The organism is Bacillus sp. SH5-2 (assembly GCF_008368905.1).
In the GTDB taxonomy this organism is placed as follows: Bacteria; Bacillota; Bacilli; order Bacillales; family Bacillaceae_G; genus Bacillus_A; species Bacillus_A luti.
The window spans coordinates 66,940-80,738 of the sequence record NZ_QOSD01000024.1; the positions used below are offsets into that span (position 1 = coordinate 66,940).

Annotated in this window: 13 protein-coding genes and 1 pseudogene; 11 read left to right on the forward strand and 3 right to left on the reverse strand. The window is 30.6% G+C overall.

The window, feature by feature from the left end; genetic code table 11:
• The first annotated feature begins 75 nt into the window (after positions 1–75).
• The 4 genes and pseudogenes from DN410_RS21405 to DN410_RS21420 all read left to right on the forward strand — a co-directional run bounded on the left by DN410_RS21405 (position 76) and on the right by DN410_RS21420 (position 2,418).
• Entirely contained in the window at positions 76–627 is a 552-nt protein-coding gene (locus DN410_RS21405) for a GNAT family N-acetyltransferase (RefSeq protein WP_149177969.1), read from the forward strand.
• A 36-nt stretch (positions 628–663) separates the two neighbouring features.
• Entirely contained in the window at positions 664–1,224 is a 561-nt protein-coding gene (locus DN410_RS21410; RefSeq protein WP_149177970.1) for a nucleoside/nucleotide kinase family protein, read from the forward strand.
• Positions 1,217–1,957 (forward strand): annotated as a pseudogene (locus DN410_RS21415) (alpha/beta fold hydrolase). Before DN410_RS21410 ends, DN410_RS21415 begins: the two are co-directional and overlap by 8 nt.
• Before the next feature lie 2 nt (positions 1,958–1,959).
• Positions 1,960–2,418: a DinB family protein gene (locus tag DN410_RS21420; RefSeq protein WP_149177971.1), complete on the forward strand. Its 459-nt coding sequence runs from the start codon at positions 1,960–1,962 to the stop codon at positions 2,416–2,418.
• A gap of 58 nt (positions 2,419–2,476) precedes the next feature.
• Here the strand turns inward: DN410_RS21420 and DN410_RS21425 are convergent, their stop codons facing one another.
• The 3 genes from DN410_RS21425 to DN410_RS21435 form a co-directional block, all read right to left on the reverse strand.
• Complete coding sequence (locus DN410_RS21425) at positions 2,477–3,493, reverse strand: D-alanyl-D-alanine carboxypeptidase family protein (RefSeq protein ID WP_149177972.1); 1,017 nt, start codon at positions 3,491–3,493, stop codon at positions 2,477–2,479.
• Positions 3,494–3,675: 182 nt separating this feature from the next.
• Positions 3,676–4,833: a sensor histidine kinase gene (locus tag DN410_RS21430; RefSeq protein ID WP_149177973.1), complete on the reverse strand. Its 1,158-nt coding sequence runs from the start codon at positions 4,831–4,833 to the stop codon at positions 3,676–3,678.
• Positions 4,823–5,518, reverse strand: a complete 696-nt coding sequence (locus tag DN410_RS21435; RefSeq protein WP_149177974.1) for a response regulator transcription factor — start codon at positions 5,516–5,518, stop codon at positions 4,823–4,825. Before DN410_RS21435 ends, DN410_RS21430 begins: the two co-directional genes overlap by 11 nt.
• A 194-nt stretch (positions 5,519–5,712) precedes the next feature.
• Between DN410_RS21435 and yqeK the strand changes: the two genes are divergently transcribed.
• From yqeK to DN410_RS21470, 7 genes are all read left to right on the forward strand, one after another.
• Positions 5,713–6,321 (forward strand): bis(5'-nucleosyl)-tetraphosphatase (symmetrical) YqeK, encoded by a 609-nt coding sequence (gene yqeK, locus DN410_RS21440; RefSeq protein ID WP_149177975.1) that lies wholly within the window; start codon positions 5,713–5,715, stop codon positions 6,319–6,321.
• Between the two features lie 13 nt (positions 6,322–6,334).
• The gene (locus DN410_RS21445; RefSeq protein WP_149177986.1) at positions 6,335–7,009 is read left to right on the forward strand and encodes a DUF3885 domain-containing protein; all 675 of its coding nucleotides are present in this window, start codon (positions 6,335–6,337) and stop codon (positions 7,007–7,009) included.
• Positions 7,006–7,743, forward strand: coding sequence for a 5'-methylthioadenosine/S-adenosylhomocysteine nucleosidase (gene mtnN, locus DN410_RS21450; RefSeq protein WP_149177976.1), 738 nt, complete (start codon positions 7,006–7,008; stop codon positions 7,741–7,743). Before DN410_RS21445 ends, mtnN begins: the two co-directional genes overlap by 4 nt.
• Positions 7,744–7,797: 54 nt before the next feature.
• Complete coding sequence (locus DN410_RS21455) at positions 7,798–8,538, forward strand: class I SAM-dependent methyltransferase (protein ID WP_149177977.1); 741 nt, start codon at positions 7,798–7,800, stop codon at positions 8,536–8,538.
• Between the two features lie 27 nt (positions 8,539–8,565).
• Positions 8,566–9,414 carry a GNAT family N-acetyltransferase gene (locus DN410_RS21460; RefSeq protein WP_149177978.1) on the forward strand — a complete coding sequence of 283 codons (849 nt, stop codon included), beginning with the start codon at positions 8,566–8,568 and terminating at the stop codon, positions 9,412–9,414.
• 268 nt (positions 9,415–9,682) lie between these two features.
• Positions 9,683–10,162, forward strand: a complete 480-nt coding sequence (locus DN410_RS21465; RefSeq protein ID WP_149177979.1) for an SRPBCC family protein — start codon at positions 9,683–9,685, stop codon at positions 10,160–10,162.
• A 79-nt stretch (positions 10,163–10,241) separates the two neighbouring features.
• Positions 10,242–13,412, forward strand: coding sequence for an ATP-binding cassette domain-containing protein (locus DN410_RS21470; RefSeq protein WP_149177980.1), 3,171 nt, complete (start codon positions 10,242–10,244; stop codon positions 13,410–13,412).
• The last annotated feature ends 387 nt before the right edge of the window (positions 13,413–13,799 follow it).

The window sequence follows — 13,799 nt, forward strand, 5'->3', positions numbered from 1 at the left end:
TGAATGGCTTTACTTTAATTTTGTATAAAAGGAGAATATATTCTTTATATAGAAATAAGTTTAAGGCTATAAAGAATGATGTACGAAAGGAGAATGAGAGTGATTAAATTAGAGCCTTTTAAAAGATCTGATTTCGAACAATTAATAAATTGGATCCATTCCGAGGAATTTTTAATACAATGGTCGGGAAATGCATTTACATACCCTCTAAATGAAGAGCAATTACATAAATATATCGAAAGTACAAACACACTCGCATTCAAAGTAATAGATGAAGAGACTTCAGACGTTATTGGTCATATTTCGCTTGGACAAATTGATAATATAAATAAGTCTGCAAGAATTGGAAAAGTATTAATTGGTGATAAGAGAATGAGAGGACGTTCTATAGGGAAACATATGATGAAAGCAGTACTTCATGTTGCTTTTGAAGAATTAAAACTACATAGAGTAACGCTTGGTGTGTATGATTTTAATACGACAGCTATTTTATGTTATGAAAAAATAGGATTTGTAAAAGAAGGTTTATTAAGAGAATCAGAAAAAGTAGGAGATACGTATTGGAATTTATGGGAAATGAGTATGTTAGAATATGAATGGAACATAAACAACAATAGTGATTTATAATTATATTATGTTAACAAAAGGGGTTTGGTGGGAATCGTGGATAAAAAGACAAAAATAATTTCAATTGCAGCTGTTTCTGGGGGTGGTAAAACTACCATTACAGAAAGACTAACTCATGAGTTGAAAAATTCAAAAGCTCTTTATTTTGATAGTTATACATTTGATAACTGTCCTGCTGATATTTGTAAATGGATTGAGGATGGAGCAAATTATGATGAATGGGTACTCACACCATTAATTAACGATATTCAGCATCTGCTACAAAATAGTTATCTAGATTATATTATTGTAGATTATCCCTTTGCATACTTAAATAGTGAAATGGGAAAGTTGATTGACGTAACGATATTTATCGACACGCCTTTAGACATTGCGATGGCTAGAAGAATTTTGCGAGATTTTAAAGAAGATACAATGAGTGAAATACATAATGATTTAAAGCATTATATAACATATGCTAGAAAAGCTTATTTGGAGGCGCTTCATACTGTAAAGCCAAATTCAGATATTGTTTTGGATGGATCTTTATCTGTAGGTGAAATAATTGATCAAATTGTAGATTGTCTTAATCTGAGAGAAGTGATCGTCAATGATTAAATGTATGGAAGAATATGTGCAAGTTGATGACTTTAAAATATATACGAAAATATTCCAAGGAAAGAAGTTGCAGCCTGTTATTATAATGGAAGCAGGTTATGGCGATTATTCAAAGGCATGGGACCTTATTGCTGAAGAATTGACGGAATATGGGACGGTACTCACATATGATCGAGCGGGAATAGGGAAAAGTGGGAAGAGTTCCAAGTGACGTATTAGTTCTGAAATGGTAAAAGATTTGAGAAGTTGTTTAGAGCAATTACAATTGAAACCACCTTATATTTTTGTAGGACATTCTTTTGGTGGTATAAATGCCCGTTTATTTGCGAATTTTTATCCCGAAGATATGTCGGGAATAGTTTTGGTTGATTCGACACCGGAAAATTATAAAGAAGCTTTTTTGCCAATCATGTCACCAGAATTTCAAGAAGCTTACTATAAACAATTTGTATATGAAAGTTCTTATGAAGAGTTTATGTTTAGTCTAGGTGAAGTAGATAAACATTGTCAGTCAATGAGAAATATTCCACTTGCCGTGTTAGCTGCAGGTAAAAAAGCTTTTTACTCGCCAGATGCACAAATGAAATGGTTGCAATTGCAAGAAGAATTATTACGATTATCAAGCAATAATAAATTTGTAGTTGCAGAACAAAGTGGCCACTATATTCAAAAAGATGAGCCATATTGTGTAATAGATGCTGTTAAGTGGATTATTGAGGTAGGGGAGAGATAAATGTGTACACTTTATTTAAATACAATTGGCAAGTAAGAGACGATTGGTTTAAGTGGTGTGAGCAACTTTCAGAGGAAGAATTACTCCGCAAGCGTGTTGGTGGTGTTGGAAGTATTCTAGAAACATTATTTCATATTGTAGATGTTGAGTATAGCTGGATTTGTGATTTGAAAGGAAAAGAAGTAGATGAGCCGAAATTTAAGGATTATCAATCCATTCAAAAAGTGAAAGCGTTATCTGATTTGTATAACAAAGATTTAGAAGAATTTGTACAATCGTGGACAGAATCCTTAGAAAATAAAATATTAAACGCCTCATGGACGGATAAAGAGTATAGGTATGGTGAAGTGTTACGACACGTTATTGTACATGAAATTCATCATATAGGTCAGCTATCCATATGGGCAAGAGAGTTAAACCTTCAGCCCATTTCAGCGAATTTAATTGGAAGAGGATTATAGACTTAAAAACCGACTTGCACTGTAAACGCAAGTCGGTTTTTATATAAAAGAAGATTTTTCAGTTGAAATCCTCGGATTTTTTTTGACGTATATGTAAAAACATTAATATGGTAATGATGAAAAAAATCATCATCGTTTGTATGATTAAATTTTTAAACTGTAGCAATATTGACCAAGATGTAAGGGTATCTTTAAAAGCTTGGAGTGCAGAGTAGGAGGAAGGGTCAAAACCGTACTGCAGTAATTTTTTTGTTTCGATAAAAGTACTGTTTTCTTCATCGGCTTCTAATATTACTGAAATAAGCCTTGTATTACCTAGTTTAGCTGTACTGACAAAACTATAAATACCGTTAGTTGAAAAACTAGTCTGCAAGCCATCGACACCCTGGAGTTTAATGTCTTTATTAAGGGAATAAATCATCTTGTTCGTGTTAAAAACTTGGAAATCTTTGAAGGTAAACTGGTAAGAGGTTAATTTCGTAATATTCAGTACATCCGGAAAATCTTTTACTAATTGTGTTGCTAGCTTAGCTACGTCTAGCGCTGTTGTGCTAGGTTGTTTATTTGTATCGTTATTAACACCAGTAGAGTTTAGAAATGGAGATGATTGTGATAACTGTAGTTGTTTTGCTTTTTCATTCATTAACGTTGTAAAGCTATCTTCATTTCCACCAATGTGTTCCGCTAGCGCAAGTGCGGAACGATTATTTCCTGTTAAAAGCAATGCATGAAGTAAATCACGAACCGTCGTTTTATCCTTGGATGTTACTTGAATAGGGCTTGTTTCCGCTTGGAACACTTCGTTGCTTATTTTTACGGATTCATCCAACTGTATTTTGCCGTCATTTAGTTGTTCTAACACGATATACTCTGTCATTAATTTAGATAAAGTAGCTGATTGTATTAGAGTTTCTTCATTTTTTTTATAAATAACTTCCCCTGAATTAGCATCTATTAAAATAGCTGATTTAGCTTGAATAACTGGACCATTTACATAAAGATAAAAATATAAAACGATAAGTGCAGTAATGAGAAAAGATAATAATAAAACTGTTATTTTTTTTAAGAATTGCATAAGCGATCCTCCTACTATGACATCAATATTATTATTGTAAGAAGGAATGCTTAATTAGGAAGAAAGAAAAGGTAAAGAATTTCTAAAGATTTATAAAGGATTATTAAATTTTGGATATTAATGGAAATTAAAAAGATTCAATTTCTTATCGTAGAAGAAATTGAACCTAAATTTATGTGAAATTAACCTTTATAAGGTAATAGTTTTACAGTGAAAGTTGTTTTGGTGTCATCACTATATACTTCAATTGTTCCTTTATGCAGTTCAACAATACTTTTGGCAATTGCTAATCCGAGGCCAGATCCGCCAGTGTTTGTTGAGCGTGATTTCTCAACGCGATAAAATCGTTCAAAAATATGAGGTAAATCCGTACTAGGAATAGGTTGCCCGTAATTAGTAATATCGATTGTAATCATATTATTGCTTTCATATGCAGTAAGGTCAATATAGTGACCATCGTTTCCATAAGCGATAGCGTTTATAATAAGATTTTCAAACACGCGTACTAATTTGTCACCATCAGCTAATACCATGAGTTTTTGAGATGGGAAGGAAGGCCTGCATTCTATGTTAGCTTCTTGAACCTGTATTCGGAATTGAACAGTTAATTGCCCAAGTAGTTCTACAATATCAATGGGAGCAGAATATAAACTTAACTCTTTATTTTGAACACGTGTATATTCAAACAAATCATTCATTAATGCATTAAGGCGTGTTACCTTATCATAAATAACTTGTATATAATGACGCAATTCCACTTCATCTCTATAATTATCATGATGGATTAAATTTACATATCCCACTATTGATGTAAGAGGGGTTCGTAAGTCGTGTGATACATTTGTAATCAGTTCGCTTTTTGCTTGTTCTGCTTGTCTTTCTTCATCAATTGAGACTTTTAATTGTTCAACAATTTGATTGACCCCAGTTGCTAATTCTTCTAGATAATTATGATTTACAATGGAAACTTTATGATTGAAATTTCCACTTGCGATATAACGAATCTCTTCAATCATTTTTTTTATACAAGTTTCATAATACACCTTTCTTTCGTGACGATAAAAAATGTATAAATAGGATGAGAAAATAGAGAATAGAAACAAATAAGATACAATCATCATCCAAAGGGATTCCTTTAGCCCTTTATATTTTTCGTAGCCGAAAATTCTAATGAATTCTTTACCGAGTTCACTTAAAGTAAGAGAACTCTCAATTACACTCGTTATGAGACGATATATAATTAATTCGGTAATCGGAGTTAGTGTAATAGCTAATAAGAGCCAAAAAATAATTTTCCATTTTGGAATATCTTTTAATATATCAAATGCTTCATTTCTCAATTTTATAGCCCACTCCCCAAACAGTATGAATAAATTTTTCTCCATTCATTACGGTTTCAAGTTTATCACGTAAATTACTAATATGGACCATAACAGTTTTGTTAGAACCATAACCATCTTCATTCCATACGCGTTCAAATATTTCTTCGGAACTAAATACTCTTCCTGTATTGCTTGCAAGTAAGTATAAAATATCAAATTCAATAGATGTAAGCTTAATATACTCATTATTTATTTTCAAAGTATGATTATGCTTATGGATTTCAGCAGTTCGAATACGAATGATACCATCTTCTTTTTTTTGAGTAGCATTGTTTTGGAAAGATGATCTTCTTAACAAAGCTTTCACTCTAGCCACTAATTCTAGTGGATTGAATGGTTTAATCATATAATCATCTGCCCCTGTCATAAGTCCTAATATTTTATCCATATCTTCAGCTTTGGCACTAAGCATAAGAATAGGTACAGTATTATTTTCGCGAACTTCTTGGCAAACTTCTAATCCGTTTCGTTTTGGCATCATAATATCCAGAATCATAAGATCTACTTCATATGTACATAACATTTGCAAAGCTTCATCACCATCATATGCTTTATGTATGTTATAACCTTCATTTCGTAAATAAACAGCAAGTAATTCTACAATATCTTTATCGTCATCAATAATTAATATATTTTTATTCATTATATAGTTAGTTCCTTTCCAAAATTATTAACATTACTATAATATCAAACATTTATGTACTTTGTAGCAATGATTCTATATAAAATTTCATGTAACGTATTAAAAAGGAATTAAAATATTCATAGCGAATACAAAATAAGAAGGATATTTGTATTCTACATTATATTAAAAGTTAGTTATAAGGGGGATTTGCTATGTTATATAATGATATATATTCATTTGTTGCAACTGGAGAAATTGAAAATGATATAAAAGAATTTCTATTAAAATACAATAAAGAAATTACATATAAACATTCCATTCACGTAGCGAATGAGGCTAGGAAAATTGCAGGAATGTTTTATGAAGATAAAGAAAAAGCAGCAATTGCAGGATATTTACATGATAGTAGTGCAATCTTTCCAAATGATGTACGGATTGCAGTGTCTGAAAAACATGGAGTAGAAATAGTAGAGGAAGAGCGAGAATTTCCAATGATCATTCATCAAAAACTATCGAGAGTAATTGCAAATGAGATATTTAAAGTACATGATGAAGAGATTTTAAATGCAATCGGTTGCCACACTACATTGCGTAAACAGCCTACGAAGATGGATTTAATATTATTTGTTGCTGACAAAATAGCATGGGATCAACAAGGGACACCACCATATTTAGTGGAAGTAAAAAAAGGATTGGAAAAAACTTTGGAACATGCTGCTTTTGCATATATTTCATATTTATGGGAAAGAAAAGATACATTGAAAGTAATACATCCGTGGCTAGAAGAAGCATATTGGCATTTAAAAGGAATTGTAGAGTAGAAAGGATATGAAAATGCAATTAAAAGAATATATGAATCAAACATTTCCAGGAGTTACATTAGTACCGTACATATACTCTCAGTGGGAAAATCATTTGCATTTTGAGTTTGGGAAAGGTAAATACCAATTCAAAGAGGGAACAGATGAATATAATATGGATTATTTCTGTCAGCTATATAAGTACAATAAAGAAGTATTCCATCATATATTCTCGAAAAAAGATACAGTTTTTTTAGTAACAAATGTTTATCGATTTAAAAAGGAAAATATAAAAACTCCACAGAAAATAAATGTATACGATAGATATATTAAGAAGAAATATTTAAAGTTTCGTTTAAGACAAGAAACGTTACCTTTTCTATTTGAAGATGAAGAAGCAGATTTATATTGTACATTTCAATTCTCTTTAAAATGTCTTGTGGAAGATATTAAACATGAACCGCTTATTCAAGCTGCTAGTCATGAAGATTTTCCAGATCTTTATCCTCGTTTTGGACGTAAGAAAGAAATTTCTTATCCAGATGTATTTCTCATAAATGCAACGAAAGGTATTATCATGTTTATTTACGATGATAGAGGATGTGAAGTAATTGCGAAGAATAAAGAAAGAATACGAATTTTATATGATAAATACAAAAAGTGGATTCCAGATTATGAACGAGAAAGTATAGATAACTTATTTAAATGACAATAGGGGAAGTGAAGTGTGTAATGAAACGTATTGCAATCGTATCCGCATGGGAACCAGAACTTACGTATTTGCATCAATATTATCCAAGTGAGCGCGTTGAAAAAAGAGCTGCTTGGGAATTTCATTTTCATACTATTAATGAGTTGGAAATAATATCAGTTGTAACTGGTGTTGGTAAAGTAAGCTGCGCTAGTTGTGTACAATTATTAATTAGTGAGTTTCAACCAGATGAGTTATTTATGACAGGCATATGTGGAAGTCTATCAAATAAGGTGAAAAATGGTCATATTGTAGTGGCCCTTAATGCAATACAACATGATGTTACTGCTGCTGGTTCGGGTGAGGATGTTTTTAATTTATATAATGGTAGAACAACACCGATTGAAACAACAAAATCACTTGTAAGAAGAATAAAAAAAATACGGTCTTATGACCCGATTCATTTCGGTACATTCTTATCTGGGGATCAACGTATTCGCAGTTCAGAAATGAGATATTTACTTCATACTGTATACGGAGCTTTGGCAGTTGATCAAGAAGTGGCAGCTTTCGCTTATGTTTGTCATATAAATAAAAAACCATTTTTGTGTTTAAAAGCTGCTTCAGATCAAGCGAATGATAAAACGAAAGAAGAACAAAAAATCTTTAAAATGTTAGCATGTGAACGAGCGTGCGAGCATTTAATTGCTTTTTTACGTGTTTATGAGATTACTGTAGTAAATAATAGATAGCAGAACTTATATAACAAACTATCCATGTATTTTAAGTTAAGAGGTGGAATAATATTGCACACGTATTATGGTGAACTTTGTACAAAAATTTATGAGAGTGATAAATCAATTGCGGCCGGAAAAGAATTGGAATTTTATTTTTCTTTTGTAAAAGACAAAAATATGAAAGTGTTAGAACCGATGTGCGGGAATGGTAGAATGTTAATTCCGTTTATGCAAAATGGTATTGATATAGAAGGGTTCGACCTTTCAGTAGAAATGCTTAAAGTGTGTAAAGAAAAAGCAGAAAAATTTAACTTGAAGCCAGTTATATCGCAAGAAAGAATCGAAAACTTCCATGGTGATAAAAAATATGACCTTATCATGATACCAATTGGATCATTTTCACTTTTACCTGATAATTTAGTAGACATTAGTCTCCAAAATATGAAAAATAACTTAAATGAAAATGGAAAATTCCTTCTTACCGTTGTATTAGGAGGAAATGAAGTGGAAGAGATTCTTAACTGGATTGAAACAAATAGAAAAGAAATTAACAATGAATTGATTGTTGAATATAGAAAAATATCATATGATGATGTACAAAAGCTTTTGAATATTAAACTAAAGTATGAAATTATTCATGATGAAAAAATAGTACAAACTGAGATTATGGATTTTCCTATAAGATTATATGAGTTAAAAGAGTTTGAAAATATACTTATTCATAATGGATTTAGTCAAGTGGTTATTCATGAAATAAAGGATGAATATGGTGAAGGGAACTCATTTCATGTGTTCGAATGTAGTATATAACAAGCCAAAGCGGAGGATTATACTTATATGATTCAATACAAAAGATGTAGCAAAGTAAGTATAGATTTAGTGTATGAAGCTTTTAAAGATGGATTCTCAGATTACATCATTAAAATGGAAGTTTCACAAGAAGATTTTATTAAAAGATTTTTTGGAACAGAAGGAAATGCGATAGAACACTCTTTTTTGGCTTTAGATGGTGATAAATCTGTTGGCGTAATACTTGGTGGTATAAAGGATTATGAAAGCATAAAAACAATGCGTTGCGGAACATTAGCCGTTCATCCAGAGTACCGAGGAATTGGTGTAAGCCAAAAGTTATTTGAACTGCATAAAGAAGAGGCGATTCAAAATGGATGTAAACAACTTTTTCTAGAGGTCATTGTAGGTAATGATAGAGCGATTAACTTCTATAATAAGCTAGGTTATGAAAAAGTATATGATCTTTCTTATTATAATTTAAATGATGTAACTAAACTAACAAATGAAGATAATAAAAATGTTGAAGTGAAAAAAATTGAATTTCAAACATTTAAACTTGAAATTCAAAAATGGCTTAACTTCCATATAAATTGGCAAAATGATATTGATTATATTGAGAAAACAAATAACATATATTATGGATCATATGTTGATAATGATTTAAAAGGTACGGTATCTATAAATGAACATGGAAAAATTAGCTTTATATTCGTAGACAAAGATTATAGAAATATTGGCATTGCGACGCAATTATTACAAGTAGCAAATGAAAAATTGAAGTTATCAAGTGTATCTATTGGGTTTCCTAATAATAGTTTACTGGAAGGATTTTTAAAGAAAAATGGGTTTGAAAAGAACGCTTTAACACAATATGAAATGTACCATTTATTATAAAAGCAGAAGGAAGTATCCTTTCTGCTTTTTATTTTTGTCATAAAAATAAGGAGGGAATAATGCCCCGTCGTATCAACCTTATATCTTCAATTTGCAAAGAACAACCTGTATGGCATGATTATAGTAAATGGTTAAATAATAACAAAGTCTTATTTTGTTAAAATACCGTAAAAAGTATGTTAACTGAGATTTATTTTTTTAGTGAAATCAAGTAAAATAATAAAAGGGAACATATATTCTGTTAGAGGCAGAAGGAGGCGTATGAATAATGATTGCTACAATAGATAAACAAAGTAATGGATACGTAGTACAATTTGATAGGCATTTTCCATATTCGATAGAAAAAGTATGGTCTGTATTAACAGATAATAATAAATTGAAAAAGTGGATGTCTAACTTGCAAATAGAAAATCTTAAAACAGGTGGAATTATTAAATTTGACATGATGGATGGTTCGTTTTTAAATATTGATATTTTAGATTGTAAAACAAATTCAACATTAGAATTCACGTGGGATAAAGATCGCGTTCGATTTGAAATACATAAAGAGGAAAATGGATCCGTATTAATACTTAAAGAATTCATCCATGAATTAACAGATCATACACCGAAAGATATAGCCGGTTGGCATATTTGTCTAGATCTTTTTTCTTCTGTTTTACAAGGTGAAGAAAAAGAATTTTCAAAAGATGAATGGAAATATTGGTTTGATAAATATAAGGTTAAGACAGATGGATTAAATAGATAGATGTTATATAATCTGAATTTATTATGTAATTATTATCTTATAAAAACGTTTTCCTAAAACAATAAGAATAGAGGTTAATATGAAAGTAAATCAATTAATTGCGAATAATATTAATAAATTGGATGCAGAAATAATGGTAAATAAATCATTTGGAATTGTGGGTTTGTCTGGATCTGGTAAAACTACATTTTGCCAAACGATTGGCGAAGAATCAAAAAAACGATTAGTTTCTTTATTACCAAAAGCTGAATATCAATATTTATTTCCTAACATTATGGAAACGAATTTTAGTGCTATTAAGATGGAAGAAATGCCTTTAGTCCTTTTTCTAGGAAAATCATCGATTTCATCTAATCCGCGTTCTACAATAGGAACTCATACTGGTGTTTTTACAGAGGTTCGTGAAAAACTTGCTGAAGAATTCAACCTTTCTCCTGAGGTCTTTTCATTTAATAATCAATTAGGTTGGTGTACTGGTTGTAAAGGACGTGGCACTACGAAAAATATTGAATGTAAAAAGTGTAAGGGGAAACGTTATAGTGAAGAAATCAAACAACATACTATAGATTTATTTGCTAAACCACATACTATTTCAGATATTAATGATTTAAGTGTTGAATCTATTCTTTCATTAGCAGAAGAATTAAATATTAGTGAAGCAAAACAACATATTCTGCAAAATATTATGAATATGAATATCGGTTATTTAACGTTAAATAGAATTATGGGTACGTTGTCAGGTGGGGAGTTAACAAGGCTTTACTTGGCTGAATTTATGGCGGTAAGTGAAAATGCTGTAATTATTATTGATGAGATTTCAGTTGGACTTGATCATGAAACATTACTACAAATATTAGAAGAGATTAAACAATTAGGGTGTAAAAATCAAATTTGGCTTATTGATCATTCAGATACAGTACTAGATACAACTGATGAGCAATTGTTCTTCGGACCTGGTAGCGGAAAATATGGCGGGAAAATCGTGAAAAAATCGCCAAGACCAAAACCAATATTGTGGGAAAGAAATAAAGAAATGCCAACAGACTATTATACATTCCATGATTTGTATTGTCGTAATATCCAAATGGCTAAGTTTCAAATTCCTAAAAATAGACTTGTAACGGTTACTGGTGAATCAGGATGTGGAAAATCTACACTTGTCAATGAATGTGTAGCACAAGACTTTTTGAAACGTTATCCAAAAGATAAACTAGTTATGGTTGGACAAGATCGAAACCAATCGATTACAAGTCGATCAACTGTTGCAACTTTCCTTGATATTAAAAAGAAACTGACAAAGTATAGTGAAGAAATCGATGATATTTTTGAGCGTTCGATTGAGGATATTATTGATGAAATTCCAAATGAAGATATTGCATATAAACGCTTGAGCCTACTAATCAAATTAGGGCTGGGTTATTTAACATTAGAACGAAAAACACAAACATTATCAACGGGTGAGTTTCAATGTGTTCATTTAGTTTCTGAGTTATTTGCAAAAACAAGAAATTCACATACATTATTTATTTTTGATGAGCCTTCAAAAGGTTTATCACAAAATATTTTAAATCAATTTATAGATAGTATTAGAGGGATTTTGCAAGATGAATCAGTTTCTATCATTATGATTGAGCATAATAGTTACATGTTAGAAAGCTCTGATTATATTGTTGATTTTGGGAAAAGGCAGAATGAATATGTAGAGCATCTGGATGTTGTCAGTCATGAGAATTACTATCGTCAAAAAAATAGTGTGAATAGCACAGAGAAAATACATATTTCTTCAATGCTTAGGCAGAAAAAAGGAGTTCACTATTTAGAAGAAAATCATATTAACTATTTTAAAAATGCCGAAAATATTTATAAGGGTGGTATTTTAAAAAGTTTATCATCAATGGCCCGTTTAATTTATGGTGAATATGAATCGGATACAATTGCACCCGTTGTTGCTATTGATCTTGAAAGACATTTATATAGTCAATATAGTTTCTTATATGAGATCGGTGGATTAATTAATCATATTGTAGCTGCTCATTCAACTAATAAAGATACGAGAAGTTTTGATTTCTATTCACAGGACAATCATTGTCCATCTTGTTCTGGGCGTCTTCAAATTGAAGTTTTCGATAAAGATATTACAATTCAAAATAAAAACGTTCCATTTTGGGATGGTCTATTCGATCCAGAAATCATGAAAGTATTAAAATTTTATCAATATGAAAAAATAGAATTTCTATTTGAAGAAATTAAAAATGAGCTTGGTCACGATTTATCAAAGAGCTATAATGATATGTCAGAAGAAGAAAAGCATACGTTTTGGTATGGTTATTTTGAAAAATCATTTTATAATAAAAAAGGAAAGACACGTAGAACATGGGTAGGATTTAATACGATCATTGGCGGATATATTGTTATTTCAAAAGCAGCCATTAAAGAAGAAATTAAAGAATCTAAAGAAATGATTGTATGTCCAATTTGTGAGGGGACAGTTTTAAATCATCATAAGCCGCTTAAATTTAATAACTTCGATATTCGTGAAATTATCAATCAACCAGTTGATGAAGTGTTGAAAATAGTCGGTGATTTACCTGCGCTTCATAAATTAAAATCTATTGTTGGTGGCGATATGAGATTGAGAGAAGATGTTTCTTTATTGCCAAGAAAAGCACAAGTTGCACTAAAAATATTTGAATTAGAACAGGCAAGCTTTTCAAACTATGAAATGGTATTGCAAAATGTCTTACCATTCTGGGATGAAATAAAAGGAAATATCGAATCCATTAGTGTTAATAATCAAGTAACTGTTTGTGATTTCCCTAATGTTTATGAAACGAGAGAAACTATTATAGATAAGTACTTCACAAATGGTAAATATAAAAAACTTACGTATGTATACGAAGCGTTTGGATACAAAAAGTTAGTTACCCAAATTAATAAAATTAAAAAAAGTAATCCATGTCCATTTTGCAAAGGAAAGAAAGTTATAACAGAAGATAATCTACATGACGGTGTGTTTAAATTAACAATTCCATGTGTAACTTGTAATGCAAGTGGTATTAATGACGAAGGGCTAAAAGAAGTTGTTGAGGGCGTGGATGTACAAACTTGGTTAACTGGAAAAGTTACTGATGTTGTGGATGAAAGCTTATTAACAGAAGCGGTTTCGCAAATACCAATTTTCAGTCGCATTCGCGAATTGGATAAACAAGATATGATGGCGGTTTATGAATGTCTTGAGAGTAATCAGTAAATTTTATTAGTTTATGTATGTGTTATCAAAATAACTAACGTAATTAACACAACTTATATAAAACTTAATTTCTTAATAAGATTTGTATTAACGCAGTATAATTATTCCAAAGTAATAAAAAAGATCCAACTTCTTAATGTCAAAGTTAAGAAGTTGGATCTTTTTATTTTTATGTCCTGCACACAATATTTTTCACTAAGGAAAGAAGCATTAAGGTAAAGTAAAGAAGGTGAGATAAATACTAAAAGGGATAAACGATTAATATATTATGTAATTATTATATTATAAAAGCGAAAATTAAGGGTGGAAACGGTTCGTAAGTGATATGTTTTGTTTATTAATCTTTTTGTTATATTGTCTGATTTTTTAAATTTAACAGAAATATAT